Here is a 25,961-nt window from a genome sequence, read left to right on the forward strand (position 1 = left end):
TTGATCAAAAGCCTTGGCCGAGGTCGTCACCAAATGGGTCGTCAGGGGCGCCGTTGGCGCTGGCTTGCCCTGCGCCCGGATGTCCGGCTGTGCGTTCGTCCTTGTCCTTCAGCGTGGCTACGATGCCCCCGAGCGCCTTGGGCTGCGTATTGCCGTCCAGGATCTCCTTGGCGGTCAGTTCGCTCAATGCATTGAAGGGCGCGAAAATGTTGAACTTGTAGCCGTCCTTGCCGTCGCTCTTGGTGTACAGCACCTTCTGCAGGACTAGCCCGACAGGCTTGCCGTGCAGAGCAGGGAAGGCGGTCACCTGGCGCGAATTGCCATCCGGACCTTTGATGTTGCCTTGCTTGGGCTCCAGGGCCTGGACGCCCGTGACGGTCATGATGGCGCTCAGCACCTTGTAGCCGTACAGTGCCTCGCCTTTCGCGTTATGGGTCCAAAGCGTCAGGTAATTGGCCTGCTGACCCTCGCGGGTCTTGAACGAGAATTCGATGCCGTCGGTGCCTTGTCGGCTGGTCACAGCCTCGGCCAGAGTGAATTCGCCGATGTACTTGCCGGACTGGTCAACGTAGTTGTTCTGGTTGGCCTGGCGGGCGGCGGCGGGGTCTGCGGTATAGCTGCGCATTGTGCGGTTCCTTTAAGCGGGTTGCTCGGTCAATTCGTAGTAGGACTGGATGGCCTGATCGACGGCCTGCAGGTCGTTGTCGATCGTCTCGGTGTCGAACAGGCCCATGGGGGTTTTGGTGGTGTCGCTGCCGTTGTTGCGGGTGGAAAAGAGGTACTGGCCGTCACGGATCATGGTTCTCAGAACGATGGTCACCATGCCTTCCAGCGCGATTTTTTCGTCCAGCATCTTCCCGATGGTCTTGATCTTGGTGTGGCCGGATTCGCTGGTTTCGATATGGCTCAGGATGTAGACGCGTACGTCCTCAGGCAGGGCGGCGGCGGCGTTGATGATGTCCCAGGCGTTCTTGCCAATCTCGGTGAACTTGTTGAAGCCCGTCTCGTTCGTGCGACGCATGAACTCGTTGGCCATCACGTACTGGAAGTCGTCCAGCACGATGATCTTGCGCTGGGTTTTCTGCATGAGCGTGATGATCTGGGCGGCGATGTCGGTCTGGAAAATATTTCCCTCCAGGCAGTCCTTTGTGTGACGTTTCCAGGCGGACGATTTAAAGGGCAGGGGCTTTTTCACCGCCTGGATCAGAAGGGTGTCCTTCGGCTGCATGTTGCGCAGGCTCGCTGACTTGCCGGTCCCGGACTCGCCCAAGACCATGGTTACGACGCTCATAGTTGCTCTCCAGTTCGTGAGGTTCTTGCTGCTTGAGTTTTGCGACGACGCGCCCAGAGCCGCCACGGATTACCGCCTCGGGTAGACCGGGCAGGAAGTATTCTTTGTGGTCCATACCGGCCTCAGATCATCCGATTGACGTACTTCTGCAGCACCGCCTGGGCAGCCGGGTAGGCGCCCTGGCTCTTGGCCAGCAGTTCGATCATTTCGGCCCTGGCGTGCCAGTCCAGGGCGATTTCAGCTAGGCAGGCGGTCAGCAGGCCCGTCTGATCCAGAATCCCGTAGTCCCGGCCCTCCTCGTCTTCCGACGATTCGCCGCGCAGGACCGCTAGCACGCCAGCCGCCGTGGCCTCCGGGCCGGTATCTTCGGCATGGTCGTAATCCGGGCCGTGGATCCAGGACTGTTCCCAGGCCCGGCATGCCGTGCTGATGTCGCCCAGGCTGGTGTTGTCGTTCAGGGTCATGACTGAGCCTCCCGTCGCTGGGCCTCGTAGTGGTCCGCAGCTGCAATCAGTTGCGCTCCCAGCGCCCGGGCCACATCGGCTTCCAGGAACAGTCGGAAGTCGCCCTGTGACACCAGCACAGCACGATCCAGTGGGCCCATGCCGCTACTGAGCGAGTAATTGCCGTTGGCGCTGCGAATCAGGGCGTGGTGGGTTGCATAGCAGTCATCCAGGACCGTCGAAACCCATGTTTCTGTAGTTGCCATGGCTATCCCCAAAACAGTGATGGGCCGAAATACGCGACCAGGCCGAACGCGCCGACGGTCAGCGTGATGGCAATCACGTCGCCGATCTTGTCGGCCAGGGGCGGATCCTGATAGCCCAGGCCGGGGTAGTGGGGGAACGCCTCCTGCAGGGTGCGCGGCGATTGTCCGGTCCAGTTGCTGCCGGTGTGTTCGATGTTGTTTTGCATGATGTCTCTCCGGTTGATCCAGACGCTCAGCAGGCCACGCAGGCTCCCGATGTAAGCCCTCGGTTTTGCCCTTCACGTTTTGACTGGTTGAGAATTGATCGCGGCGGCAAACGCGCGACCGGCCTACGCGGCCTGCTGAAAGTCTGGTGGTGGGTGCCGGTTACTCCCCGTCCGGCGTCATTTGGCCATTGGCCCGGGCCGCTGGAATTGATGCGGCTGACAGGTGTGTCCGTTCGTGGGCCTGACGCGAAGCTGCCGACCGGGATTTCAGGGCTTCACTTGCGCAGTTGCCTGCGCTCCGGCTGCCCGTTTCGGGCGCAGATCCTGCCCGGTCATCCGCTTCGATCCGGGGCTTTCACCCGTAGCCAATCAAACCGTTGCCGGTGATTGATCTGCCTGGATTTGGAATCCCAGGACTTTCTGATGGTGGAGGGATGCCAGCCCCTCTCGGTGGGCGACTGTCGGATTATTCGCTGCCACCCAGCGGCGCTATAGCGCTTTCGCGCCGCCCCGCCCGCTTTCGCGTTGCAATCGCTAATTCACCATCACAACTGACCCCTGCAGCGGCCCGGCTGGGCCTTCCCTGGTATTGACTGCCGCGCGACCGGCTCCAGGGTTCCCAAATCGCGTGTTGGGGCAGGGGTCATGTGTGATGGTCCTGTGCTTTACCGGCACAGGCGCGGTTTTTGGTCCGCTAACACATGGTTGTCTCCTTGATTGCTGGCCCCGGCTTTCTGGCGGACGGGGTGACGCCGTGAAACCATCACATAGGCGGGCCGGGCTTGATACCGGCTGCGCCAATTGGGCGATCTCCGCCTTCCCAATCATTGCCGCCATGCCGTCGCTTCGTGGCTATTCGCACGGCTTTTCCGCGCCCCGGCGATTGGTGTGTGTCGGCGCTACGATTCGCACGTCCTTCCGTGCCGCCGCCCATGTGATGGCCCCGGCTTGACCCAACCGGGTGGGGCCTGGACCCGGCTACTGCTCAGATTCCGGTCGTGCAGGCGTTGAGGGGAGTAGGGCGCGGATGGCGTCGTAAGTCGCAAAGGCGTTGTGCGCGTCCGCAATCTGCGCCGCCTCTTCCAGCGCCTCTCGCACCCTGGCATTGGCGTAGGCTTCGGCCTGGGTGGTGGTGATCAATCCGTCAAAGCCGTCCGTCTCCGGCCCGCCAAGGCTGAATAGGTAGGGAGATTCTTTGCTGCGATATGCCACCGGCTCCAGCATCTTCGCTTGGGTCATTGGAGCCTCGCAAGCAAAAGCAGCATGATGGAGAAAGACATCCAGAAGGCGGCTCGATCGTACTTTCCTTCAAATGCCAGATAGACCGCGCCGAAGGAAAATATGATCTGAAGGGGGTAAGCAAAAAAGACCGTAATGGCGTCAGTCAGGCTCATGGCTTTTGCTCCATTGCGGCGTCAATCCTGGCGATCAGTTCCATCACGAGCTTGACGTTTCTGCTGCCGCGTTCCGGCTCGTCATCCTCATTCCAGAATTGAGCGGCAAGCGGCAACTGCTGGCGCGACTCTCTCAACAGGACGCCCAGTTCCTGTATCTCAGGTGATTGCAGGACGGCTTGTTCGATGGCGCGGGCGAACGGGACGACTTCTAAGAGATCTTTGTCTGGCGTCGTAAGGGCAATGCGTTTGATCTGTTCGTCCGTCAGCACGGTTTCAGTGGTCATGATTGGGTTCCTGTGATGCGATGCCGCCTGTCACGCGGCAGGGGCCGGGGCTGTCAGATGTATTCCCACTGGCGACGACTGTACGGCGACGGGTAAGCGGGCGTCGCATCCTTCAGCCACGCCACAGCGCGGTCACGCAGACTGATGCGGAACTTCGAGCGCAGCCGCGTGGATGACAGCAGCTTGAACGCACGCTCCCACTGGTCCTGATGTTCAGTGCGTTTCCAGCGGCGCAGAGACGCCAACGTGATGCCGTGCAGCCCGCACACCGCCAGTTCAGCCGCGTGCTGTTCGCGCAGTGCCGTTGCCTTGGCATGCCGCCGATCAAGTTCGCGCTGTTCGGCTTGGCGAACCTTCCAGGCTTCATATGCCGCCAGAACGTCCGGTGTGGCGTCAGGCCGACTGTCGTATGCTGGGTAGGACCAGCCGCGTGTGCTGGCGAAGCAGATATCCTCTGGCGCGCCTTTTTCGGGGTTCCAGACGATCATGTAGAAATCTGAATCGTCGTAGCCGTTGCGCTCGAAATCGTAGAGGCACAGACCGGCGTGCGTATGCCACAGCACCAGATGCCCGGCACCATGTTCTTCGCCGCGCAGGGGGCAGTACGCGCCCTCGGGCCAGGGTTCGCCGCCGAACCGCGTCGGCTCCCCCTTAGTGAAATCGAAATTGATGATTGCCATGTTCATTTCTCCAGTGTTGCCCCGGCGGCCGGGGCGTGGTGTCATCCGGCGCCACACTCGGTTGAATGCGGCTTCGGATGCGGCCTGCTTCCAGGCCGTGATGTATTGCCCCGCGCAACTCCCCGCTGAGCGGGCTCGCAGTGTCCCGGACTTCTCCCGGTGGTCATCTGCCGATTACTCGCCATCGGCTGATTACTGGCGGGTTCCGTAAAAGTTGCGGCACGGTTTCCAGACCGTCCCCTACCAACTGCCAAGGGGAGCGCCGGACCCCGCGCCTGTTGAAGGCCTCACGCCAATCGCGGGAATGTATCTATCCGGTTTTTTCTGTCGTCTTTTTGCCAGGGCATACACAGCGGTCTTCCCTCCGTTCACCGGGCGCACCTACACCTCACGGCAGTGCGCAGCGTCTTTGCAGTCTCTATGCGCTTCACAGCGCGACTGCGGGTACGGGGCAGAAACTCAGGGGAGGGTGCGACAGAGTGATATGCTTTCTGTGCCGGAGCTATCAACTCCGGTTGCGGCCTGATAAGCCGCTAAAGGTGGCGTTGGCCTGCTGTGCTGACTGCGGCCCGACGGATGTCGGATACCTGTTCAGAGCGCAGACAGCAGCGTTGCCGACCCAGATAGCCAAGCAATCCTTGGCGCTGGGCGCGGGGAGCATTCTAGATAAGCGACCTGCAACCGCCACGCAAGGGCGGTATACAAGTTCAACCAGGCTCACGCCTGTGGCCACAGGCTTTCCTTGGACATGCAAATGAACTGGAAAGATTCTGTGAAGGTGGACGTGATTTTTGATGTGGCCGCAGTCCTACGGGCTGTTGCCGCCATCATCCTGATCGTCGTGACCTAGGAACGCGGGGCGGTTCACGCCGTCCCGCTACTCCTGACCTTGAAAGCGCACATCCCTGCGCACCCTCTCCTGAATTCCTGCGTTGTTAAAGAGCGATCCGCCTATGGCGGGGTCTTGCTGCATCCCTACTGGGCTGGCCTGGGGCCTAGGCGGTTCGTGATGCGATGGAGAAAGAATAGCGCCGCGCTAATCTATTGTCAATAGCGCGGCGCTAATTATTTTTGAGGGGCAAAAAAATAGCCCGCGTCGAGCGGGCTGGGCGGAGCGATGGAGGGTTATCGTCGTCGTTCGCGCATTTCTATGTATGTGCGAAGCCTGAGCACCCCATCCAAGAGTTCATCAAGGGCCTTCTTTTCCAGACTGAAATCAACGTCCTTCTCCAGCGGCTCCGGCGTACACCGCGCACGCAGATCATCAATTTCATCGTCGATTTTCTTGTTTTTCTTGGCTCTGCTGGACATGGCGGACTCTCCGGTGTGCTAGTTCTAAACGACAAATTACACTGTATGTTTGCACAGTAAAAGACTTGACCTTGGCGCGATTTCGTGGGACATCCGCCGGCCGCGGCTTTTCGCGATGGTAGGGAATTTCCCTACCTGGAATTGCTGTGCGATGGATTGAATCCTACAGCAAATTTTCCAGCAAAACAAATAAAATACCTTAAAAATCAATGATTTATATATTATTGATATAGCAATCCCTACTCAATTCAAGAGCATGGTCATGAGTCACAAACTTTTGACGCTATTCCAGGCATGAGACACAAAAAAGCCGCTCTAGGCGGCTGGGGGGATGGTGGGGGTGGGGTGGTGACCTATAGGGGCAGCAATTGCCCGAAACCCGCATCAATGCTGGACTATAGGGTGGTGACCTGCTGGGGGTGGAGCGGTCGACAACCTGGGCGGCTGGTGGCCGGAAAATCTGCCGAAACCCGCGCCATTGCTTGTTATTGGATGGTCGACGGCCCAGGCATGAAAAAGCCCTCCGGGGAGGGCTTCAGTGTATGACGATGACTACTTTTTACCGCGCCCATTTCTTGGCAGCGGGGGCCTTTCCCATGAGAGGGTGTATGCGTATCCAGGTTCAGGATTGGGCAAATTGGCCGAGTAAGATTTTGAGGCTACATCAAAGTTGATTGATTTGATGGATTCTTTGTTGGCCCCTGGCTTATCTATCGGTTTGCGGGTTAATTCTGCCTTGTTTTTATAGTAGGATTGTGTGGCATGCAATAGTTCAATCCTCCAGCTGAGTAGCCGGACAGGTTCTTCGACCTTCTGTGAGATGTGCGGAGATGCTCGTTGATCTGAGTCATCGACGGCCATGTTGATATGCACAACTTCCGCATCGTTATAGATCCTAGTCGAGAGGAACTCAAGCTTCACGCAGTGTCCATGTGACCCGTGCTCCATCTCCATGACTTCGGGCTGCTTTACTCGCTGTAGATCTGAAGACACTACAGGCACATTTGTTCCGGTCCAAACAAATTTATGCTCAAAGAAGCGCATGTAAGGCTTCTTCACTTGTATATGTCTGAATTGCTCGTAGGTGTAATGCTTTCCGTCGCTTGTGGAAAAGCGAGTAGATGAAGCAATTGGCAAAAAGCCACTTTTATATCTGCGCCGCAGTGCCAATGCAAACAGTCTCTGCATTTGCCAACAACAGTACAGCGCGGCCAGGATAACAATAATGAAAGCAGCTAAACTCTTTTCCTTATCATCCAGCAGGTTGTTTGCGCTGATTCCTATTACGCCGAAGATGGTGCCTATCTTCGTGGCTATTGACCAAAATTTATTCATTGTGTTTTTATAAAAATAAAGGGCGCATTTGCGCCCTTTGCTACATGCTTATCAGTCATGAATTAGCTGGCATCGGTGTCCATCAGTACTCCCAGTTAACTTTAAAAGATGCGCTGAGCGCATACTTTTGTGACTAGAGACAAGAAGGGTAGCCGTTCCTTGTGTACTCCCTAAAGAGAACTTTAGAGCAAGATGATTGGCCGACGCAATAAAAATTTGACAAATGTGGATAAGTTCCATAAGAAAGCCTATCTTGCCCACATCTGTACAAAAACACACCACTATATGTTGTGTCGTTCCGGAATTTCTATCTATTCGTTACATGTTATCCACAGGAGAGTTCAATGCTGTGGGATGCCTACCCCCCAACCCCACACCAGAAGGCGCTACTCAGCGCTTCCGCTGCGCCCCTTGCGTCGGAAGTTCTCATCGTCCTTGCAGTAGGCGAGGGCGTCGCCCACAATCCCTACCAGCCGGTACAGGTTCTCGGGCTTGTCGAGCAGCACCTGGTCGCTGGCGCCAATCTGTAGGCCGGCCCGCTCGATCTCTGCGCGGTGGGCGTCGGTGAGTGGCACAATGAACTGCACGGCCGGGTGCTTCTTGTCGCCCCAGAACCGGAACAGCCACCGATTGGATTTGCCGCCATGCACAATCGAGAAATAGGACTCGGTATCGCGGGCCTGCAAATCTTCTTGCGGAAGAATGTCGCAGCAGATATTGAACAGGTTGCGCTCGTCGGCGGTGGTGATGATGCGATCGTTCTCTGGGTCTACGACAGGGGCGTCTTCATCAGCGACAACCTCCACCGGAGCTGCGGGCGGTATAACCTCGGGTGCCGATAGGCTGGTGGCCACCATAGAGCTGACGGATTGAGCTACCGCCTGCTTGACGATTGGTTGAATGCTCTCCAAGAACTTGCTGGTCATGGTGCGTTGTGTTCCCGAGCGAGTGGCGACGTATTTCACGAAGTCCAGGTCACAGTCACGCAGCGCAGAGGTGATGGCATCCTTGAAAGCATGCAGGTAGACGTTTTCTTCCGCCAGGGCGCGTAGCGCGTCAGGCTCCAGATGGTCGTAGTGAAAGCGCTCAAGCTGCTCGGCAATGTCTTCAGCGGCGCCGGCGAAATCGACCACCAGGAACGGTTCGCGGTCCATGATGTTGCGATTGTCCAAGTCTGTGAAAAACCGCCACTCCCGACCGTTGGTGATCGCAGCGACGGCGACCTCGGGCGTGGCGTTGTAGTAGCGAGAAAGCTGAGGGCAATGATTGGTCAGATTGGCTGCGTAGGCCTTGGCCTCAATGAACAGGACGGGGATGCCGTTGCTGAATAGAGCGTAGTCGACGCGCTCGCTGGCCTTGGCGCCCGGAAAGTCTGCGCCGTATTCCGCTTTTACTTTGGTTGGGTCATAGGGGCTGAAACCCAGGATGTCGAGTAGCGGGAGGATCAGGGCTTGCTTGGTCGTCTCTTCGGTCGTGCAATGCGCACCGACGTTCTTGACGTGTTCGATGTGATGCTCAATCCGACGCCTGAATTCCTGCATATTTCCTCCATCCGACTTGCTAAATATTTCCACACACCCATCATGGTTTGTTACCTGGTGGGGAAAAATAAACGCCCTACAGCCCGAAGCCGCACCAGAAGGCGCGGACTCAAGCCTTCTCGATGTCTATTTTCATTTCCCTGGCGATTGCTTGGATCGCCGCCTCGAGTCTGACGATCTCCTGCCTGTCGAGAGACAGGATCTTGCTTTTCTGGATCCTTGGGAAGGGCCACGCATCGTCGGATAGGTCCGGGTCAGTGTCCATCCAGCCGACTTCCTTATCACGAAGCTCTTCTAATTCGCGTGCCAGTGGTGAGCCCATTTGCTTGGGCTTTCCAGTCTTGCTGCCCAGCGACTGGTTCAGTATCTGGCTGTAAGTCGAGTCCCTATCAATTTTCTTCGTCGCCCTATTGAGGTCGACCGCCCGCCCGCCAACCTCATTGACGAGCATCTTCAGGCGAATGCGGCGCACCTCTTCGACAGTTTTCATAGTCCCTCATTAAACAGCGCGGAGCTAATCGCGTGGTATAGCGCGGCGCTATTGACTGAATGCATAGCGCCGCGCTAATATTTGTGCATGAAGCTGACAAACCTATATCCGACCATGGACAAGGAAGCGCGCGACTCCCTTGCGAAAGCAGCTGGCATCGATCCGGGCTACCTGTGGCAGATCGCTACCAGATGGCGTGGCAAGAAGCCCAGCATCGACGTCATTCAACGTCTTGCTGCTGCGGATTCGCGGCTGACTGTTGGTGATTTGGTCGCTGAGTTCACCGCCAGGCCCACCCCCAAGGAGCCCGCCAATGTCTGACCTGACTGTCGAAATGAATGAATACGCCTTCCAAGCAGCCGTGCAAGCCGCTGCCAAGCTGGCGGGCGATTCGACCTGCACTCCACAGGAAGCCGCCGCCCAGGTCGCCGAAGCGGCCTTGGGGGCGGCCCGGGCTCTCGGGGCGGCTACTTCGCGGATTTCTCGACCCGCTCGTTCCGAAGCTCAACGAGACGATCAATGAAAGCCGCTGCCGTTTCTGCCATCGCGTTGCCGGTGCCTGGAGCTGGCTGCCGTTGTGACATCAGATTTGGCTGGTGCTCAAGAATCTTAAAAAAAATATTCATCCCCCAAGCGTATTGGTCGCTGGTCAGTTTTTCCATGGTCGGTCCCTCCCGGAACGGTTTGGTTGGTAGCACTCCCAAGCCTAACCGGAAGGGGCCGGCCTCCCATATCGGCAATGACCCCAAAGACCCGGACAAGATCCCCATCGGCCCAGGAGACGTCATTACGTCAGTGAACCGTACAACCAACTGCCGGCCCGTCCTCTTCACCATCAAACGCCGCTTCCTGAGCCTCTTCGTCCAGGCGCATGAACACCACGCGCAGCAGATCGTCGGACACGTCTTCGCGGTTCGTCACGCGCTGGCAGATGGCGCGGGCCTGTTCAAGCAGGGATTCGGTTTTGGTCTTTTCCATAGTTCCACTGTAGGCCGCTTCGGTTCGCTCCGAAACGCTGAAATTTAAGGGGTTTCAAGGTGACTTGCAGGTACTCAAACACTGACTGGCTGGATGTCCTCTACAACAGCGTGCGGCGCACCTCCGGCGGGGTGGTTGATGCCGCCCGGTTCCTGACGGAGCGCCGGGGCCGCAGCATCCATCCTGAAAGCCTGCGCGCCAAGCTGCGGGCGCTGAAGGGCGAAGAAATCAGCCTTTCCATGGCCGACCTTCTGACCGAATGGATGGAAGAGAAAGAGGGCGGGCGAGCATATGCCCGCGACTGGATGCTGGCCCATGCCGCACAGAACGGTCTGGCGGCCGATGTCGTTCCTGATAACGAAGCCAGCCCGCAAGACCTGATCAAAGACATCCAGGCCAAGGCCATGCAAATCGGGGCTTTGACCGGCGGTGTGCTGGGCACGACAGCGGAATCTCTGGCTGACAACATCGTTTCCCCCACTGAACGAGACAAAGTGGTTGCGCTTTTGCGTGAACTGCGGACGCGCACTCACAACCTGGAGCGCGGCCTTTTGCTGGCTGTCGACAAGGAGGAGGCGCGATGACTGAACACGACATCATCGTATTCGCGGTCGCCATGATCCTGCCCCTGGTAGTTGTGGCGGTTGCGATCTGGGTGAGGTTGAAGTGATGGAAGCCATTTCCGGAACCCGCCGCGCCATGAAAGAAATGGCCGACGGCACGATTCGTGTCCAGGTGGACATTGACCCATCCTGCCGCGCCGCATTCCTGCAGCTTTTCCCGAACATCGATATGCCGGTGGCGCTGGCCCCGCTGCGTGCTGACTTCGAGCGGTCGGGCGCCGTGCCGCCATCTGGCGAAAAACCCAAGGGCGGTGAGTTGGCGCGGCTGGCTGGCCAGCTTTGCCAGAACCCTGCTTTCCAGGCATTCGTGCCTGAATGCGCAGACGGCCTGAGTGTCGAAGAAAACGCGGCGGCCTGGATTCGCAAGGTGTGCGAGGTCTCCAGCCGGGCTGAGCTGGATCATAGCGTCGCGGCCGCCTTCCGGTTTCATGAGCGCGTCCGCAAACCATTCCTGGCGCGTGAGGCTGCTGTATGACCTGGAACAGCACCTTCAAATCCCCGGCCAAGCCGATGCAGCGCAAGACGCCGATGAAGACGACCAAGCCGATGGCGCGTAGCTCCATGAAGCACTCAGGCCGGCGCACACACAAGATCGACGGCCACCACGACCAGAAGATGCTGGACGCCTGCCGGGGGCAGTCTTGCTATCTGCTGGTTCCGGGCGTATGCCCGCGCATCCCGCAGGATCCGACGGTAGTCGATTGCCACGGCAATTGGGCCGATACGGGCAAAGGCATGGGTCTGAAGGCCGCTGATTGGTTCAGCGTACCCGGCTGCGGGCCTTGCCATTACTGGCTGGACTTCGGCACAACCGCGACCCGCGACGAAAAGCGGACTGTGTTTTTCGATGCGCTGGAGCGCTGGGAGCCGGTGCGGGCGGACAAGCTTAACCAAAAAACAAACCCGGCAACTGCGCGAACAGTTCCGGGCCTTTCAATCGCACAAGCATAAGGAAGTGCAATGACGAAACAAATAATACACGAGCGCAAGCCCCTGGGCAAGAAAATCCGCTTTGAAGTGTTCAAGCGTGACGGGTTTAAGTGCCAGTACTGCGGCGCATCGGCGCCGGAGGCGATCCTCGAGGTCGATCACATCAACCCTGTAAGTAAGGGCGGCGGCAACGACATGATGAACCTCATCACGTCATGCAAGCCATGCAACGCTGGCAAGACCAATGTCGAGTTATCAGATGACGCCGCCATCCAGAAGCAAAGGGCGATGCTTGATGAGTTGTCGGAAAGGCGGGAGCAGCTGGAGATGATGCTCGCGTGGCGCGATGGAATGAAGGAGATAGAGCAAGAAACGCTGGATAAAGCGGTCGATTATTGGCGAGACATTACGCCGGGCTTTTACCTGAATGAAACAGGCATCAAGCAATTAAAGGCGCTTCTCAGGCGCACCAAGCTGACACACATCCTCGACGCAATGGACGTTGTGGCAAGTCGGCACTTAGTCACCGATGAAGAAGGCGCATTAACGGCTGAATCAGTGGGCGTGGCGTGGTCAAAGGTCGCCAGTATTGCGAAGGCCATGAACCTGCCTGAGTCGGGGCGGCAGCTGCTTTATATCCGTGGAATTTGCCGAAATAGATTTTCGTACTGCAACGATACGAAGTGCTTGGCGCTTCTCAAGCAGGCGCATGACGCTGGAGTCGATATAGACACGCTCACGGCAATAGCGAAAGACGAGCGCAACTGGACTAATTGGCAGGCGGCTATGTACGCGGCCATTGATGAGGCGTAGTTATGGCTCGAGCAAGGAACATTAAACCCAGTTTCTTCGCCAATGATGATCTTGCGGACATCAGCCCGCTTGGTCGGCTCCTGTTCATAGGATTATGGACTCTGGCAGATAGGGAGGGGCGTCTAGAGGACCGTCCGCGCCGGATCAAGGCGGAGGCATTGCCATATGACGATTGCGACGTCGATAGCCTTCTTGGCGACCTGCAAAAGCACGGTTTTATCCTTCGGTATGAGGCGGGCAATGATCGGTTTATTCAGGTAGTGAACTTTGCTAAGCACCAGAATCCTCATGTCAAAGAATCCGCAAGTTCCATACCTGCATACACAGAGAACCAGACTAGCACTGTGCAAGAACAGTGCAAGGCACAACCTTTACCGGAACAAGCCGGGCTGATTCCTGATCCCCCTTCCCTGATTCCTGATTGTGGAAACCAGAGAGAGGACGCGCCTGCTGCGCAGCCGCCTGCGCCCAAGGCCGCCAGGGCCACGCGACTGCCGACCGACTGGCGGCTGCCGGACACCTGGATGTCCTGGGCTCTGCTGGAGCAACCCAGCTGGACGCCGGATGACGCGCTGCGGGTGGCCGACTCGTTCCGCGACTACTGGGCGGCGAAGGCCGGCGCCGACGCCAGAAAGGTCGACTGGGAGGCCACCTGGCGCAACTGGGTGCGCCGCGAGAAATCGCCCACCAAGGTCCGGGCCCAGCAACCCCAGAACCGCCAGGACCGCTACGCCGCTGACGCCGCGATCATCCGCGACCTGGCGCGCGGGAAAACCGAAATCGACATGGGGACAATCGATGCAACTCGCTGAAATCCAACCGATCCCGGAGACCTGGGCAGCCCGCGTGATCGAACGCCTACACCTGCTGTACGGCTCGAAATTCATGCAGCAGTGGGATGGCATCGACAAAGCCACGATGGTTCGGGCCTGGGCTGAACAGCTTGCCGGCTTCACTGGTGACGAAGTGTCCGTAGGGCTGGCTGCATGCGGCAATCGTCCGTTCGCGCCGACCCTGCCTGAGTTCAAGCGGCTGTGTCGTCCCTGGCTGGAGCCCGAGGTGGCGTTTCGGTTGGCTGTCGCCGGCATGCAAAGCCGCCGCGCCGGAGACATCGGCACCTGGCCGCACCCGGCCGTGTACTGGGCGGCCGTCGAGATCGGCAACCACGACATGCTGAATCAGTCTTGGCAGACGCTCAAAAGTCGTTGGGAAGCCGCGTACAGCATCCAACTGGCCCGTCAGTCCTGGGATGATGTCCCGGCGCCTGCCGCTGCGCTGCCGGCTCCCGGCCAGACTGCCGCCACCAAAGAGCAGGCCGACGCCGGGATCAAGGCTATGGCAGCCGCTGCAATCGAAAAGCCGCGCGATCCCAAGGCCTGGGCCAAGAAAATCCTGGCGAACCCCAAGGGCTACGCATCCATTGCCGTCACGATGACAAAACGTGCGCTGGGCGAGGAAGTGTCCGCATGAGCCAGGATCACGTCAACTGCATCGACTGCCTGCACTTCGACCTGCGTGCAGCACCAGCTATGGCCAAGCAAGGCTACGGTGTGTGCGGCAAGGATGGCCGATCCGGGCGCTACGAGAGCGCGACATTCAACCGGACGTGCCGGATGTTTGAGGCGGGGCCGCCCGAGAATTCGCAGAAGCGGCGAGCGTGGTTTGAGGCTGAACAGAAAAGATTCACTGAAAAAATCATGGGGGCCGCATGAGGCACATAGAAGATGACCACCAAGCCGCTCTCATCCGCTGGGCTGGCCTGCAGTCCAAGGCCATGCCGGAACTGGCGCTGCTGCTGCACATCCCGAATGGTGGGCGGCGTGGAAAGCGCGAGGCGGGTCGACTCAAGGCTCAGGGCGTGCGCCCAGGTGTGCCCGACCTGCTGCTGCCGGTGCCGAGAAACGGCCGCCATGGTCTATGGATCGAACTGAAGGCGCCCGAGGACGGTCGGTTGTCGGTCGAGCAGAAACGCTGGCTGGAAGCCCTGGCCAAGCAGGGCTACGCGGCCTGCGTATGCGCCGGCTGGGAGTCTGCCCGCGACAGGATCCTCGAATACCTGAATCCCACCATTCCGCCAACTTCACCGGGGTACATCTGATGGAAAGCCAAGCAGAAATCCGGCGTCAGACCGAGCGCCGCCTGATCGCGCTGGGCCATGCCGCGAAGTTCGGCGATGCGCTGTCACGAGGCCGGATGATGGCCGCGCTGTTGGCTGCTGGTTACGCGCCTGGACCTGACGAATCGGATGACGCGCTGTTTCGCCGGTTCTTGGCGGGCACCGAGCACCACAGGGCCGCGCCCAAACAGATGGCGAAATTCCGGCCACTGGTGACCAAGCCGCATTTGCGCCAGGCGGAGATTGATGCGCAGCCGACACTGAAGTCGATGCCATGGGATGGGAAGGGCGTGTTCTGGCGCCAGGGCAGCGCCGCATTTGTTGTGAAGGGGGAATGATGGGCAATCAACAATTCAAGTCGGCACAGGACGCGCTGATCTTCGCGTTCCGTTTCTCGGGTCAAGTCTACGAGCGGCCAATGATGAACCGCATGGCTGATGATCCTGTGCGCTACGCCGGCGATCAAGCACAACTGCACGGCCTTGATGGAGCTGGGCAGGCAGCCATGATCTGGAATCGCGTGGCCGTGCTGTCGGATATGCATCAGTTCGTCCTGTACGCGGCCTATGGTCCCAGAAAGACGCCATGCGGCTGTGGCCATGCCTGTTGCAGTGGCTGGGCCGTCAATCCGTTCTGGGAGGCATGCATCGTCAAAATCGAAGAGGCGGCGATTACGAAGGCGCTGGCGGGGTGTCTGACGAATCGCCGGTTGCGTCGCGGGATTGTGAAGGGGCTGTTCGGCGACAAATCCGTCTCGCTACCCGATCTGGCCCATCAGTGCGAGGTGGCGGAAAACACGGCGTCGAGCCATCGGCAGCGCATCAAGCATTGGCTGAACGGCACCCGCGAGGACGGTCATACAGCCGGCATCAGGCCCAGAGCAGAGCGATGCATCGAACAGTTGCTTGCGGATGCCGGGATGCTGGAAATGGCGGAGGCTTGACAGTTGCGGTTTTTACCCCCAAAATAGCCTCAATTATGAGATTCCCCGTTTTGCGTCTAGCGAAGCGGGGTTTTCTTTTTGGAGCCTACGAATGGAATACCTGATCTCTACCGGCCTGATTGCATTCGCGTTTGGCGTGGCCGCCACGCTGCTGGTCCTGAAGATGCGGGATCGGCTGTAATGGACGGCGACTACGAAACCCAGCATGAAGGCTGGAATGGCTGATTTCCGGCCCCTGTGGGTGCGGCGCAAGGCCTGCGTTGCAGGCCGCCTGGGTTGATCGCCTAGCGATAGATTATGCGGTACTGGCAGGCTGGTCAGATTGGATCCTGGGGCCTGCAAACAAAGAGCCCTTGACCTGGTGGCGCCAGGTTGCCGCAACCTTGTCTCCTCCGCAGCCACCGCTGCTTTTCGCGCCCCACTCGGTGAAAACTGAGTGGGGCGCTTTGTTTTGGAATTCACAATGGCGCAGAAAAAACCCGCGCCAGACTGGGAACGTATCGAAGCGGATTACCGGGCTGGCTTGTTGTCCGTCCGGGAAATCGCATCCGCTCAAGGCGTGTCGCACGTCGCCATCGGCAAGCGCGCCAAGCGTGACGGATGGGAGCGAGACCTCAAAGCGAAGATCAAAGCCAAGGCTGATGCCCTGGTTACCAAAGCAGCGGTTACCAGCGAGGTTACCAGCGAGCAGGCGGTAACTGAGCGGAGCATCGTTGAGGCAAACGCCCAGGTCATAGCTGAGATCAGGACAACCCATCGCCGCGACATTGCCCGGGCGCGAAGCCTGGCTATGTCGCTACTGGTCGAGCTTGAGGCGCAGACAGACAACACGGACATGATCCAGCAGTTGGCCGAGGCCATTGCCGCAAGCGAGGATTCACCAGATGGACTGATGCGGGCATTCCAGCGCGTCATGTCCACGTCAGGGCGAATCGACAGCATGAAGAAGCTGGCGGAAGCATTGAAGGTTCTGGTCGGCATGGAGCGCGAAGCCTACGAGGTCGGGACTGATGGAGATCAGCCTACGAATCCCGAAGCATTCGATTATTCGAGGCTGAGCAAGGAGGCGTTGCGCGAACTGCTCACGGTCGCTCATGAATCTGCCAAAACATCATGACCTGGCTGCCATCGAGCGGGCGTTATGCGCGGCAAGCCTGGCGGATTTCGTAAAGCAGGCATGGCATGTTCTTGAGCCCGCGACCCCGCTTATGTGGGGTTGGGCCGTGCAGTCCATCTGTGATCACCTGGAGGCTGTGACTGACGGCAGGATCAAGCGCCTGCTGATCAATGTTCCGCCGGGCAGCATGAAATCCCTGCTGGTGTCGGTTCTGTGGCCAGCTTGGGAGTGGGGGCCGAAAGGCCGTCCCGAGTTGCGCTACATGGGCACCGCCCACAAGCAGGACCTGGCGGTGCGCGACAGCACGAAATGCCGGCGCCTGATCCAGTCCGACTGGTATCAGTCGCTTTGGCCCGTCGTGTTGACCGGCGACCAGAACGCCAAGACGAAATTTGAGAACGACAGCACTGGATTCCGTGAGGCGGTCGCCTTCACCAGCATGACCGGCAGCCGGGCTGACCGCGTGATTCTGGACGACCCGCACAGCGTGGATGGCGCGAAAAGCCCCGCAATGCTGGCCGCCGACATTGAGACGTTTCGCGAAGCGCTGCCGAGTCGGGTCAACAACGCTGATTCAGCCATCGTGATCGTGATGCAGCGCCTGCACGAAGAGGACGTGTCGGCGGTAGCCCTGAAGCTGGGCTACGAGCATCTGAAGATCCCGATGCGCTGGGAGCCGGACGAATCTCATCATGCAGTGGGCGACCCCGATCCGCGCACCACGCCAGGCGAACTGATGTTCCCTGAACGGTTCGATGAGAATCAGGTCAGGGCGCTGGAGTTATCTCTGGGCGATTATGCGGCGGCGGGCCAGCTTCAACAGCGCCCGGCTCCGCGCCAGGGTGGCATGTTCAAGCCCGGCATGATCGAGATCGTTGAGGCCCTGCCTGCCGGCCTGAGCTTCACGCGAGGTTGGGACCTGGCCGCATCAAAGGATTCCGGCGACTGGACAGCCGGCGGAAAGCTGGCCATGAAGGATGGCATCACCTATATCGCCGATGTGAAGCGGGAGCGCGGCAGTCCTGACGACGTAGAGCGCTTGGTGGTGCAAACAGCGCAGACCGATGGTGTGACGTTCCAGAGCCTGCCCCAGGACCCAGGACAGGCCGGGAAGGCGCAGGCCGCATACCTGAGCAAGAAGCTGCAGGGTCGAAGTTTCGAGTTCACGCCCGAAACAGGAGACAAAGCAACGCGAGCAAGCCCGTTCGCCGCCCAAGTCAACGCCGGCAACGTGAAGATGCTGAGGGCAGACTGGAATGACGCTCTGATTCACGAAATGCGAGTGTTTCCGATGGGCAAGAACGACGACCAGATCGACGCCCTGAGCAGGGCATACAACAAGGCAAGTAAGCCGCAGACCATCGGCCTCATGGTCCCCAAGCGCCTTCAAGGCAGATAAATGTCCATTTTCCGAGTCACCAGCAGCGCTGCAACGCTGATTGTTCGCGCTGCCTGCTACACGTGCGCCCGCCGGATTGCTGTGGAGCGCAGCCCAGCCGAGGAATTTCAAGCATGGTCTCGGGCCAGCGTGGACGTGATCCGCGATCCTGAGAATCACGGCTACCTGGGCAGTGGCCCGACCGGAATCATTGAGCGGGTGAGCGCATGACGGACAATCTGACCCTGGCCGTCAACGCGGCAATGAATCAGAACGCCATTGCCCGCGCCCGCATGGGGATGCTGAATCCGTATGGCCTGGACGACAAACGCAAGTGTTCCGCATGGCAGGAGTACGGCTTTCCGGACACCATCACCTATGAAATGCTGTTCGGCCTGTATCGGCGCGGCGGCCTGGGCCATGGTGCGGTCGAGAAACTGGTCGGCACCTGTTGGAAGACCTCGCCCTGGGTGATCGAGGGTGATGATCAGGACGAATCACGGCCTGAGACGGCTTGGGAAAAATCGGCCACGCAGACGCTGACAGCGCGGGTGTGGCGGGCATTCGCGGATGCCGATCGTCGGCGTCTGGTGGGGCGGTTCGCGGGACTGCTGCTGCACATCAATGACGGCCATCAATGGAGCCAGCCAGCAGCAAAGGGCAAGAGCCTCGTCAAGGTGACGCCGGCATGGGCCGGGTCGCTCAAGCCCGCGAAGTTCGATACCGACGAAAATTCGCAGACCTACGGCCAGCCTACGGAATGGTGGTATGCCGAACTGGGGTCGAACGGAACCGCTGGGCGCCGGGTTCGGATTCACCCCGACCGCGTGTTCATCCTGGGCGACTGGCGTGATGACGCGATCGGCTGGCTGGAGCCGGCCTACAACGCTTTCGTTTCCCTGGAAAAGGTCGAGGGCGGGTCGGGGGAATCGTTCCTGAAGAACGCGGCCCGGCAACTCAACATCAACTTCGATTCGGAGGGCGTGGACTTCGCAAGCCTCGCGTCCATGTACGGCGTCAAGCTCGAAGAGCTGCGCGAGAAGTTCGACGAAGTAGCGGTCGAAATGAACCGGGGCAACGATACGGTGCTGGTGACCCAGGGGGCGACCACGACGCCGCTGGTATCCAACGTCCCCGATCCGCGCCCGACATACGACATCAACCTGCAAACCGTCTCTGCCGCGCTGGATATTCCCAGCCGCGTGATGGTGGGCAACCAGCAAGGCGAACGCGCCAGCACCGAGGATCTGCGCTATTTCAACGCCCGATGCCAGTCGCGCCGCCAGGATCTGGGTTTCGAGATCGAGGACTTCGTTGATCACCTGACCCGTATCGGCGTCCTGAAGCCGATTGCCGAAAAGGCGATCATGTGGGATGACCTGAACGAACAGACCACCACCGAGAAACTGGAAAGCGCCCTGAAGATGAGCCAGATCAATCAGACGGCCATCGCCACGGGCGAAGCGGTGTTCGGCAGCAACGAGATCCGAACGGCAGCCGGATATGACCCGGATGGTGCGGAGCCGCTGGGCGAGGATGACGACGAGGATCCGGACGATGGCGACGAAGGCAAGAAGCCCGATCCTGCCCAGTAATCCCAAGGACCCGACCGGCATCGACAAGCTGGAACGCGGCGCGATCCTGGATTTCAGCCGACGCCTGCGCAAGGTGCGGCGGGCCTACATCGCGGCACTGAATCGCATCCCCGCCGAGCCGATTGCGACGAACCGCAAAGAGACCGAGAACAAGCGATACGCCTACCGGCTGGATCAGTACCTGCTTCAGTCGATCATGGCCGGACTGGACGCTGATCTGGCCGCGATCCTGTTGGAAGGCGGCGAGGATCATCTGTGGTTTTTCGATGCCTACGTGTCAGTGGCCGCCGTCCGAGGTACCGCGCAGGCGTTCGCCAATCTAGGCCAGCAGTCCGAGGCGTACCGGGCAGGGCGGGGCAGCGTGAATCAGATCCTGGCCAGCGAACCGTACCGGCGGCGCATGGCGATTATCCAGGCCCGCGTATTCGAGGACATGGAGGGGTTCACTGCAACCATCAAATCCGCCATGTCTCGCGTCCTGACTGAAGGCATAGGACGGGGCCTGAACCCGCTCACGATTGCCAGAAACCTGACCGATCAGGCCGGTATCGAGGAAGGGCGGGCGCGGCGGATTGCGCGGTCTGAAGTGCCGATGGCGCTGCGCCGGGCCAGGTGGGATGAAGCCGCAGATGCGGCTGAGGTCTACGGATTACGCACGATGGAATTGCACCTGTCGGCCTTGGGGCGCACCACACGCGCCACGCATGCCGCCAGACACGGAAAGCTATTCACCCGCGAATCCGTGCGTGACTGGTATGCCGTGGACGGGAACAGTATCAACTGCCGCTGCAGTCAGTCTGAGGTCATGGTGGACGCCGACGGCAAGCCGCTGGTGCCCAGCATCATCGAGCGGGCCAACAAAACGAAGGAAGTCATGAAGGAACGAGATTATGACTGGTCGAAACCAAAGAAATAGCGTGCTGCAGGTCAACCGCGCCGGTACGCCTGCTGGCGAACACGTCAACATCACCACGCAGGTCAACTCAGCCCAAATCCGGCGCGAGGTCGTAAACGGGCGCGACACCTGGATCGTGCCCAGCTACACATTGCCGGCAGGCGTCATCATGAACGGCGGCCTGTACACGGCTGCTGAGATCGACGCCCACTATCAGCAGCTGGAGGGCACTGTGGCCCCGCTTGGGCATCCGCAGGTAAACGGCGAGTTCGTCTCAGCCTTCAGCCCCGCCGGATTGGCGGGGTTTTACGTTGGGGCCACCAACCAGAACGTCAAGAAATCCGGCAATCGGGTCTACGTCGAGAAATTCGTGGACGTTCAGAACGCCGAGGGCAGCGAGGGCGGCAAGCGGCTGCTGGCCCGCCTGGAGGCCCTAGAAAAAGGCGAAGACGTGCCGCCCATCCATACCAGTGTGGCTGCCTTTCTTGAGCGCCTGGAAGCCAGCGAGCAGCAGCAGGCCCAGGGCGCGCAGTGGGTCGCCAAGATCCACGCCATGGACCACGACGCCATCCTGCTGGACGAGGTAGGCGCCGCAACACCTGAGCAGGGCGTAGGCATGATGGTTAATGCCGACCAGGCTCAGCCTATTGCAACGAATGCCGGAGCGCTGGTGGGCGAGTCCTACCGTGAGCGCGAGCAGCGTCTGCAGGATGCCGCCCGGAAACGCTGGGTGACCGGTACCGATGATTACGTGTGGATCGCGGACTTTACCGACGCGCAAGCGGTCATCGTGCGCAATGGCGGCGAGTCCGAGGTCTACGGCTACGAGGACAAGGCAGGCGTCATTACTTTTGCCGATACCGGAACCCCGGTCGTGCGCCAGGAGTCCTGGGTTGCCGCCGTCGCCAACTCTCTCAAACGATTTTTTACCCAGCAGGCACGCCCTGCGCAACCACCGGAGGGCAACATGCCTATCACCGAGCAAGAACGGGCCGACCTGACGAAAGACATCAGCGAAGCCGTCACCGCCAATGTGGCAACGGCCTTGGCCGACGCCATCAAGCCCATCACCGAGAAGGTGGACGCCATGGAGTCCAACATCAAGGCCACCAACGATGCCGTCACCGCCAACGCCCGCAAGGACGAAGCCGAAAAGCGCGAGGCCGTCAAAGCCAAGCTGGGCGAAGTCGTCGCCAATGCGCTGCAGGGCGATGCCCTGGATGCCGCCTACAAGCAGTTGGGTGAAGCTGCGCCGCTGGGCGACGGTCAATCCATGCAACCGAATGCCGAGACGGGCGCGCCCGACCCGGTCGCCTATTTTGGAGGTGCGAAATGAGCCGCTATCGCCGCGTCAATATCGATGGCAAGTCCATCACTGAAACCCGCAAGACTGGCCTAGCCATCAAGCCAGGTGTGTTCGCCATTATCTCGGGTGACGAGTTCATCAAAGCCCCGTCCGGCAGCTTGGGCCGCGTTTACATCGTGAACCCCGCGTACCACCAAGGACAGACGATTGATGACGAGATTGCATCTGGTGATTCGGCTGTTGCTGATTACGTCGAATCTGGCCGCGAGTTTGCGTGCCGGGTCGCGGCAGGCAGCTACTCCAAGGATCAACCCATGACCATCGGATCCGGCGGCGTGGCCGAGGGTGGCAACACTAATATCATCGGGTTTTGTCAGGACGACGTGACGTTAGCCGCTGAGGGGTTCGTTCGGGTTCGGATCACTGCCGCGCCCGCATCAGCCACCGTTACCGGGGTGACGATCGACACGCCAGACAGCACCAGCGTCTCAAACGGCGCGACTCTGGCCCTCACGGCCACTGTAGCTCCCGCCGCTGCCGATCAGCGCGTTACCTGGACCTCGGCCACCACAGGTGTCTTCACCATCGACGCCACCACCGGTGTGGCTACCGCTGTCGCCGGTTCTGGTACGTCTGTCATCACCGCGACCTCAGTTGCGGACGGCGCCAAGACCGACACCGTCACCCTCACCGCAACCGCCTAAAGGAGATCATTCATGTTTTTCACTCCCGAAACGCTGGCTGCGAACAGCCGCATGCGTGGTCAATGGAACGAACTGTGGGCCAACCGCGATCAGTTCAATCTGGGCCAACGCCTCATGGTGCAGGCCTACCAGTCCACCATGACTCCCGAACAACTGGCCTGCAATGCCGTGGGCGGGTTCGCTCGCGACTTCTGGGCTGAGCTGGATCGTCAGATCATCCAGTTGCGTGACCAGGAAACCGGTATGGAGATCGTGACCGATCTGATGGGCGTGCAGACCGTGCTGCCCATCGGCAAGACCGCGAAGCTCTACAGCGTCGTGGGCGATATCGCTGAGGACGTGTCGATCAGCCTGGACGGCCAGCCGCCGTACTCGTTCGATCACACTGAATACGACAGCGATGGCGACCCGATCCCGGTGTTCACTGCTGGCTATGGCGTGAATTGGCGCCACGCGGCTGGCCTGCAAACCGTCGGCATTGACCTGGTGCTGGACTCGCAAGCCGCCAAGCTGCGTAAGTTCAACAAGAAGTTGGTCAGCTACATCCTGGACGGCGACAGCAAGATCAAGGTCGAGAGCTACCAAGCTCAAGGCCTGCGCACCCACCGCAACACCTACAAGGTGAATCTGGGGGCTGGCGGGGTCAATATCGATCTGACGACCGCCACCCAAGAAGAACTGGCCGCATTCTTCACCACCGGCGCATTCGGCCAGGCGGCGCGAGCCAACTTCGTGGATGCCTACGATGTGCTGTGGGTGTCGCCGCAGATCTGGGCCAACCTGATGAAGCCCGCCACTGTCACCCTTGGCGGCACCAAGATCCTGTCCGGCGGTACGGTACTGTCCGTGATCCAGGGGTTCATCCCGGCCCGTTCCATCAAGCAGACCTTCGCGCTCAAGGGCAATGAATTCATCGCCTACCAGCGCCGCCAGGATGTCGTGACTCCCTTGGTTGGCATGTCCACTGGTGTTGTTCCGCTGCCGCGCCCGCTGCCGCAGAACAACTTCAACTTCCAGATCATGGCCGCCATCGGCATCCAGATTAAAAAGGATGGCGAAGGCAAATCCGGCGTGCTGTACGGCGCCGATCTGGATTAAGGGGGAATGACATGGCGAAATACGAAGTCATTCGTCCCTGGCATGGGGTCGCGCTGGGCGCGGTGGTGGATTTGAAGCATCTCCACCCGGCGCTCAAGGCCAACGTCCGGCCCCTGCATGGTGAAACGGCCATGCTGGATCCGGCCACACCCAGCAAAGCCCCGACCAAGAGCCAGATCGCCAAGCGTCTGAAGGAACTCGAAATCGAGTTCGACGGGCGTCAAGGCGCGGCGGAACTACTGGCTCTGCTGCCCGACGGCGACCCCCTGAAGCCCACCGAATAGCCGCCCACGGGCGGTTTCTTTTTGACCCAAGCACGGAATCGACATGCTCGCCTTAAATGACGCGAAAGAATACCTGAGCGCCCTCGGGATCGAGTTGCCGGATTCCGTGCTGCAATTGCTCGTCGATCAGGTCAATACGATCGACGACTGCCTGACCACGAATTACAGCGCTCCCACGGCGCAACTGATCCGGCTGTATCTGGTGGCGCTCATGGCAACAGCCAACGGCGCGCGGATGATCAGCAGCCAGTCTGCCCCGTCTGGTGCATCCCGGTCGTTTGTCTACCGCAGTCTGGCCGGTGCATGGCGCGGCCTGTCCGGGATGCTGGCGCAACTGGATACGCACGGCTGCACCGAAGGTATGGTGCCGCCCAATCCGACGCAGCAGGCTCACGCTGGCATCTGGCTTGGGCGCGGCGGCAGGATGTGCTGCGATGAGTAATACCGCAAACTGGAGCTACCAGAACTCCGCCACGATCAAGCCCTATCAGGGGCAATCCGAGTGGGGCGGCGTGACTTACGGGCCTGAGTACACGATCGCCTGCACATGGGCTGCCGTGTCGCAGCAAGAGCGCGACGATACTGGCGCAGAGTTCGTCAGCCGGTTTGAGATTTTCACCGAGGATGGCCGCCCAAAGATGCTGGACATGATCCGGCTGAACGGCGACACCGAATGGCAGGAAATCCGAGGCCGTACCTGGTGGGATATGTCTTTCTTCGGCGAGACTCCCGACTACCGATTGGTGACTTGATATGCAAAGCGAAAAAATCTACCTGCACGCTGAAGTTGACGGCCAGGGCAACGTGGCCGTACGAGACCAGCATGGCCGCGAACTGGCGGGGGTGCTCGGTGTGCGCATCAGCATAAATGTCGACGATGCGGCAAGGCTGGAGTTGCGCGTAATCGACATGGTTGGCAAGAAGGCGTGGACGCCCGGCAGGGCCAATCCTGTCTCGCCGCCGTCGCCCGTTTACGGGAAGTGACATGCCCGTCAAAGGAATATCCCGCGTCAAGCGCAACCTGCGCATCAAGTTGCAGGAGATCGACTCTGGCCGCACCAACGCAGCCGTGTACGCTGTGCTGAGCCAAGGTGCGGCAGCCGCAGCTGTGCGCACGCCGATTGACACCAGCAATCTGATCAACAGCCAGTACGCCCCGCAGATCAGCCACAGCGCAGGGCGCACGTCCGGCACCGTGGGCTACACCGCCAGCTACGCCAGCGCCGTACACGACGCGCCGGGCAAGCTCGCCGGGCAGCCGCGCGCAAACGGCAACGGCAATTACTGGGACCCGAACGCAGAGCCGGGCTTTCTCACCAAGGGATTCGAGCAGATCAAGCCCGCGATCCCGCGAATTCTGAGGGCTGTCTATGCTCGTCGAGGTTCGTGACTGGCTCGCCACTCTGCTGACTGGCTATACGTTCCAGTACGGCGCGTGGGTCGAATCTGCACAGGATGCCGCAACCCGCTATTGCGTGGTGCAAGCCGCTGGCGGCCCCGTCGCCGTCGTGGATGTTCGTCGTCCGCGCTTTCGCGTGATCCTGCTGGGTCGGCGCAACCACCGCGAGGATGCCGAGCAGGTCATGGCCGACGCCGAGGCTGTCGTCGCGGCCTGTCAGGGCGACAGCCTGCCGTGCCATGCGGCCAGAGTCGCCGCAGGCGAGCCGGCCGGACCTGGGTTCACCACTGAAAACCGGGGCTGGGCCAGTGTCGATATTGAGGTGATCCTATGAGCGATCAAAAACCAAGCTTGCAGCGCCCGTTGTGCAACACCTGCGGGAAACCGGCAACCGGTTTTGTTTGTGCCGCCATTGAGAAGATACCGCAGTCGTTAGATGAGCAGTATGACGGTGTGCGCCGCTTTGAACCTGGCGATCCATTCTACTTTTGCCCTGACCATCAGCCCAAGAACTGACATGAACCAGACAACGATTGAA

General features: G+C 59.8%; 40 protein-coding genes. 25 read left to right on the forward strand and 15 right to left on the reverse strand.

Features of this window, described 5'->3' with window-relative positions; genetic code table 11:
* Nucleotides 1-4: 4 nt before the first annotated feature.
* The 13 genes from VDP74_RS01855 to VDP74_RS01915 form a co-directional block, all read right to left on the reverse strand.
* Nucleotides 5-625 carry a hypothetical protein gene (locus VDP74_RS01855; protein WP_322997916.1) on the reverse strand — a complete coding sequence of 207 codons (621 nt, stop codon included), beginning with the start codon at nt 623-625 and terminating at the stop codon, nt 5-7.
* Between the two features lie 12 nt (nt 626-637).
* A complete protein-coding gene (locus VDP74_RS01860) occupies nt 638-1,291 on the reverse strand; it encodes an AAA family ATPase (RefSeq protein ID WP_322997917.1) in 654 nt (217 codons plus the stop codon).
* Between the two features lie 122 nt (nt 1,292-1,413).
* Nucleotides 1,414-1,755 carry a hypothetical protein gene (locus tag VDP74_RS01865; protein WP_322997918.1) on the reverse strand — a complete coding sequence of 114 codons (342 nt, stop codon included), beginning with the start codon at nt 1,753-1,755 and terminating at the stop codon, nt 1,414-1,416.
* Complete coding sequence (locus VDP74_RS01870; RefSeq protein WP_322997919.1) at nt 1,752-2,000, reverse strand: hypothetical protein; 249 nt, start codon at nt 1,998-2,000, stop codon at nt 1,752-1,754. The genes VDP74_RS01865 and VDP74_RS01870 overlap by 4 nt, the downstream gene beginning before the upstream one ends.
* 2 nt (nt 2,001-2,002) lie before the next feature.
* Nucleotides 2,003-2,206: a hypothetical protein gene (locus tag VDP74_RS01875; RefSeq protein WP_322997920.1), complete on the reverse strand. Its 204-nt coding sequence runs from the start codon at nt 2,204-2,206 to the stop codon at nt 2,003-2,005.
* A gap of 978 nt (nt 2,207-3,184) precedes the next feature.
* Nucleotides 3,185-3,445: a hypothetical protein gene (locus VDP74_RS01880; RefSeq protein WP_322997921.1), complete on the reverse strand. Its 261-nt coding sequence runs from the start codon at nt 3,443-3,445 to the stop codon at nt 3,185-3,187.
* Nucleotides 3,442-3,600, reverse strand: a complete 159-nt coding sequence (locus VDP74_RS01885) for a hypothetical protein (protein WP_322997922.1) — start codon at nt 3,598-3,600, stop codon at nt 3,442-3,444. Before VDP74_RS01885 ends, VDP74_RS01880 begins: the two co-directional genes overlap by 4 nt.
* Entirely contained in the window at nt 3,597-3,887 is a 291-nt protein-coding gene (locus VDP74_RS01890; RefSeq protein ID WP_322997923.1) for a hypothetical protein, read from the reverse strand. The genes VDP74_RS01885 and VDP74_RS01890 overlap by 4 nt, the downstream gene beginning before the upstream one ends.
* 53 nt (nt 3,888-3,940) lie before the next feature.
* Nucleotides 3,941-4,567, reverse strand: a complete 627-nt coding sequence (locus tag VDP74_RS01895; RefSeq protein WP_322997924.1) for a hypothetical protein — start codon at nt 4,565-4,567, stop codon at nt 3,941-3,943.
* A gap of 1,125 nt (nt 4,568-5,692) precedes the next feature.
* A complete protein-coding gene (locus VDP74_RS01900) occupies nt 5,693-5,878 on the reverse strand; it encodes a hypothetical protein (protein WP_322997925.1) in 186 nt (61 codons plus the stop codon).
* A 552-nt stretch (nt 5,879-6,430) separates the two neighbouring features.
* Nucleotides 6,431-7,213, reverse strand: a complete 783-nt coding sequence (locus VDP74_RS01905) for a hypothetical protein (protein ID WP_322997926.1) — start codon at nt 7,211-7,213, stop codon at nt 6,431-6,433.
* A gap of 386 nt (nt 7,214-7,599) precedes the next feature.
* On the reverse strand, nt 7,600-8,754 hold the full coding sequence (locus VDP74_RS01910; protein WP_322997927.1) for a type I restriction endonuclease: 1,155 nt from the start codon (nt 8,752-8,754) through the stop codon (nt 7,600-7,602).
* Nucleotides 8,755-8,863: 109 nt separating this feature from the next.
* Nucleotides 8,864-9,244 carry a hypothetical protein gene (locus VDP74_RS01915; protein WP_322997928.1) on the reverse strand — a complete coding sequence of 127 codons (381 nt, stop codon included), beginning with the start codon at nt 9,242-9,244 and terminating at the stop codon, nt 8,864-8,866.
* Nucleotides 9,245-9,331: 87 nt separating this feature from the next.
* Here VDP74_RS01915 and VDP74_RS01920 point away from each other — a divergent pair, with 87 nt between their 5' ends.
* Nucleotides 9,332-9,565 carry a hypothetical protein gene (locus VDP74_RS01920; RefSeq protein ID WP_322997929.1) on the forward strand — a complete coding sequence of 78 codons (234 nt, stop codon included), beginning with the start codon at nt 9,332-9,334 and terminating at the stop codon, nt 9,563-9,565.
* A 146-nt stretch (nt 9,566-9,711) separates the two neighbouring features.
* On the opposite strand, the gene VDP74_RS01925 is transcribed toward VDP74_RS01920, so the two are convergent.
* Nucleotides 9,712-9,906, reverse strand: a complete 195-nt coding sequence (locus VDP74_RS01925) for a hypothetical protein (RefSeq protein ID WP_322997930.1) — start codon at nt 9,904-9,906, stop codon at nt 9,712-9,714.
* Nucleotides 9,907-10,036: 130 nt separating this feature from the next.
* Nucleotides 10,037-10,222 (reverse strand): hypothetical protein, encoded by a 186-nt coding sequence (locus VDP74_RS01930; protein ID WP_322997931.1) that lies wholly within the window; start codon nt 10,220-10,222, stop codon nt 10,037-10,039.
* A 110-nt stretch (nt 10,223-10,332) separates the two neighbouring features.
* Between VDP74_RS01930 and VDP74_RS01935 the strand changes: the two genes are divergently transcribed.
* The 24 genes from VDP74_RS01935 to VDP74_RS02050 all read left to right on the forward strand — a co-directional run bounded on the left by VDP74_RS01935 (nt 10,333) and on the right by VDP74_RS02050 (nt 25,939).
* Nucleotides 10,333-10,806, forward strand: a complete 474-nt coding sequence (locus tag VDP74_RS01935) for a hypothetical protein (RefSeq protein WP_322997932.1) — start codon at nt 10,333-10,335, stop codon at nt 10,804-10,806.
* 85 nt (nt 10,807-10,891) lie between these two features.
* Complete coding sequence (locus VDP74_RS01940) at nt 10,892-11,320, forward strand: hypothetical protein (protein WP_322997933.1); 429 nt, start codon at nt 10,892-10,894, stop codon at nt 11,318-11,320.
* Nucleotides 11,317-11,796, forward strand: coding sequence for a hypothetical protein (locus tag VDP74_RS01945; protein ID WP_322997934.1), 480 nt, complete (start codon nt 11,317-11,319; stop codon nt 11,794-11,796). The genes VDP74_RS01940 and VDP74_RS01945 overlap by 4 nt, the downstream gene beginning before the upstream one ends.
* A 9-nt stretch (nt 11,797-11,805) precedes the next feature.
* The gene (locus VDP74_RS01950) at nt 11,806-12,588 is read left to right on the forward strand and encodes an HNH endonuclease (RefSeq protein WP_322997935.1); all 783 of its coding nucleotides are present in this window, start codon (nt 11,806-11,808) and stop codon (nt 12,586-12,588) included.
* A gap of 524 nt (nt 12,589-13,112) precedes the next feature.
* Complete coding sequence (locus tag VDP74_RS01955) at nt 13,113-13,400, forward strand: hypothetical protein (protein WP_322997936.1); 288 nt, start codon at nt 13,113-13,115, stop codon at nt 13,398-13,400.
* Nucleotides 13,387-14,058, forward strand: a complete 672-nt coding sequence (locus VDP74_RS01960) for a hypothetical protein (protein WP_322997937.1) — start codon at nt 13,387-13,389, stop codon at nt 14,056-14,058. Before VDP74_RS01955 ends, VDP74_RS01960 begins: the two co-directional genes overlap by 14 nt.
* On the forward strand, nt 14,055-14,300 hold the full coding sequence (locus VDP74_RS01965) for a hypothetical protein (protein WP_322997938.1): 246 nt from the start codon (nt 14,055-14,057) through the stop codon (nt 14,298-14,300). The genes VDP74_RS01960 and VDP74_RS01965 overlap by 4 nt, the downstream gene beginning before the upstream one ends.
* On the forward strand, nt 14,297-14,686 hold the full coding sequence (locus VDP74_RS01970) for a VRR-NUC domain-containing protein (RefSeq protein ID WP_322997939.1): 390 nt from the start codon (nt 14,297-14,299) through the stop codon (nt 14,684-14,686). Before VDP74_RS01965 ends, VDP74_RS01970 begins: the two co-directional genes overlap by 4 nt.
* Nucleotides 14,686-15,042 carry a hypothetical protein gene (locus VDP74_RS01975; RefSeq protein ID WP_322997940.1) on the forward strand — a complete coding sequence of 119 codons (357 nt, stop codon included), beginning with the start codon at nt 14,686-14,688 and terminating at the stop codon, nt 15,040-15,042. The genes VDP74_RS01970 and VDP74_RS01975 overlap by 1 nt, the downstream gene beginning before the upstream one ends.
* Entirely contained in the window at nt 15,039-15,647 is a 609-nt protein-coding gene (locus tag VDP74_RS01980; RefSeq protein WP_322997941.1) for a hypothetical protein, read from the forward strand. Before VDP74_RS01975 ends, VDP74_RS01980 begins: the two co-directional genes overlap by 4 nt.
* A 463-nt stretch (nt 15,648-16,110) precedes the next feature.
* Nucleotides 16,111-16,764, forward strand: coding sequence for a hypothetical protein (locus VDP74_RS01985; protein WP_322997942.1), 654 nt, complete (start codon nt 16,111-16,113; stop codon nt 16,762-16,764).
* Nucleotides 16,742-18,163 (forward strand): phage terminase large subunit, encoded by a 1,422-nt coding sequence (gene terL, locus VDP74_RS01990; protein ID WP_322997943.1) that lies wholly within the window; start codon nt 16,742-16,744, stop codon nt 18,161-18,163. The genes VDP74_RS01985 and terL overlap by 23 nt, the downstream gene beginning before the upstream one ends.
* Before the next feature lie 206 nt (nt 18,164-18,369).
* On the forward strand, nt 18,370-19,737 hold the full coding sequence (locus VDP74_RS01995) for an anti-CBASS protein Acb1 family protein (protein ID WP_322997944.1): 1,368 nt from the start codon (nt 18,370-18,372) through the stop codon (nt 19,735-19,737).
* Entirely contained in the window at nt 19,700-20,653 is a 954-nt protein-coding gene (locus VDP74_RS02000; protein ID WP_322997945.1) for a phage minor head protein, read from the forward strand. Before VDP74_RS01995 ends, VDP74_RS02000 begins: the two co-directional genes overlap by 38 nt.
* Nucleotides 20,628-21,968: a hypothetical protein gene (locus VDP74_RS02005; protein WP_322997946.1), complete on the forward strand. Its 1,341-nt coding sequence runs from the start codon at nt 20,628-20,630 to the stop codon at nt 21,966-21,968. Before VDP74_RS02000 ends, VDP74_RS02005 begins: the two co-directional genes overlap by 26 nt.
* Nucleotides 21,965-22,642, forward strand: coding sequence for an Ig-like domain-containing protein (locus VDP74_RS02010; protein ID WP_322997947.1), 678 nt, complete (start codon nt 21,965-21,967; stop codon nt 22,640-22,642). Before VDP74_RS02005 ends, VDP74_RS02010 begins: the two co-directional genes overlap by 4 nt.
* Nucleotides 22,643-22,654: 12 nt before the next feature.
* On the forward strand, nt 22,655-23,740 hold the full coding sequence (locus tag VDP74_RS02015; RefSeq protein ID WP_322997948.1) for a major capsid protein: 1,086 nt from the start codon (nt 22,655-22,657) through the stop codon (nt 23,738-23,740).
* Nucleotides 23,741-23,751: 11 nt separating this feature from the next.
* The gene (locus tag VDP74_RS02020) at nt 23,752-24,024 is read left to right on the forward strand and encodes a hypothetical protein (RefSeq protein WP_322997949.1); all 273 of its coding nucleotides are present in this window, start codon (nt 23,752-23,754) and stop codon (nt 24,022-24,024) included.
* A 43-nt stretch (nt 24,025-24,067) separates the two neighbouring features.
* The gene (locus VDP74_RS02025; protein WP_322997950.1) at nt 24,068-24,466 is read left to right on the forward strand and encodes a hypothetical protein; all 399 of its coding nucleotides are present in this window, start codon (nt 24,068-24,070) and stop codon (nt 24,464-24,466) included.
* On the forward strand, nt 24,459-24,776 hold the full coding sequence (locus tag VDP74_RS02030; RefSeq protein ID WP_322997951.1) for a hypothetical protein: 318 nt from the start codon (nt 24,459-24,461) through the stop codon (nt 24,774-24,776). Before VDP74_RS02025 ends, VDP74_RS02030 begins: the two co-directional genes overlap by 8 nt.
* 1 nt (nt 24,777) lies before the next feature.
* The gene (locus VDP74_RS02035) at nt 24,778-25,008 is read left to right on the forward strand and encodes a hypothetical protein (RefSeq protein ID WP_322997952.1); all 231 of its coding nucleotides are present in this window, start codon (nt 24,778-24,780) and stop codon (nt 25,006-25,008) included.
* A 1-nt stretch (nt 25,009) separates the two neighbouring features.
* Nucleotides 25,010-25,414: a hypothetical protein gene (locus VDP74_RS02040; protein ID WP_322997953.1), complete on the forward strand. Its 405-nt coding sequence runs from the start codon at nt 25,010-25,012 to the stop codon at nt 25,412-25,414.
* Nucleotides 25,395-25,757 (forward strand): hypothetical protein, encoded by a 363-nt coding sequence (locus VDP74_RS02045; protein WP_322997954.1) that lies wholly within the window; start codon nt 25,395-25,397, stop codon nt 25,755-25,757. Before VDP74_RS02040 ends, VDP74_RS02045 begins: the two co-directional genes overlap by 20 nt.
* Nucleotides 25,754-25,939 (forward strand): hypothetical protein, encoded by a 186-nt coding sequence (locus VDP74_RS02050; RefSeq protein WP_322997955.1) that lies wholly within the window; start codon nt 25,754-25,756, stop codon nt 25,937-25,939. The genes VDP74_RS02045 and VDP74_RS02050 overlap by 4 nt, the downstream gene beginning before the upstream one ends.
* Nucleotides 25,940-25,961 lie beyond the last annotated feature (22 nt).

The sequence above is a fragment of the Castellaniella sp. genome (assembly GCF_034674885.1).
Taxonomy (GTDB): Bacteria; Pseudomonadota; Gammaproteobacteria; order Burkholderiales; family Burkholderiaceae_B; genus Castellaniella.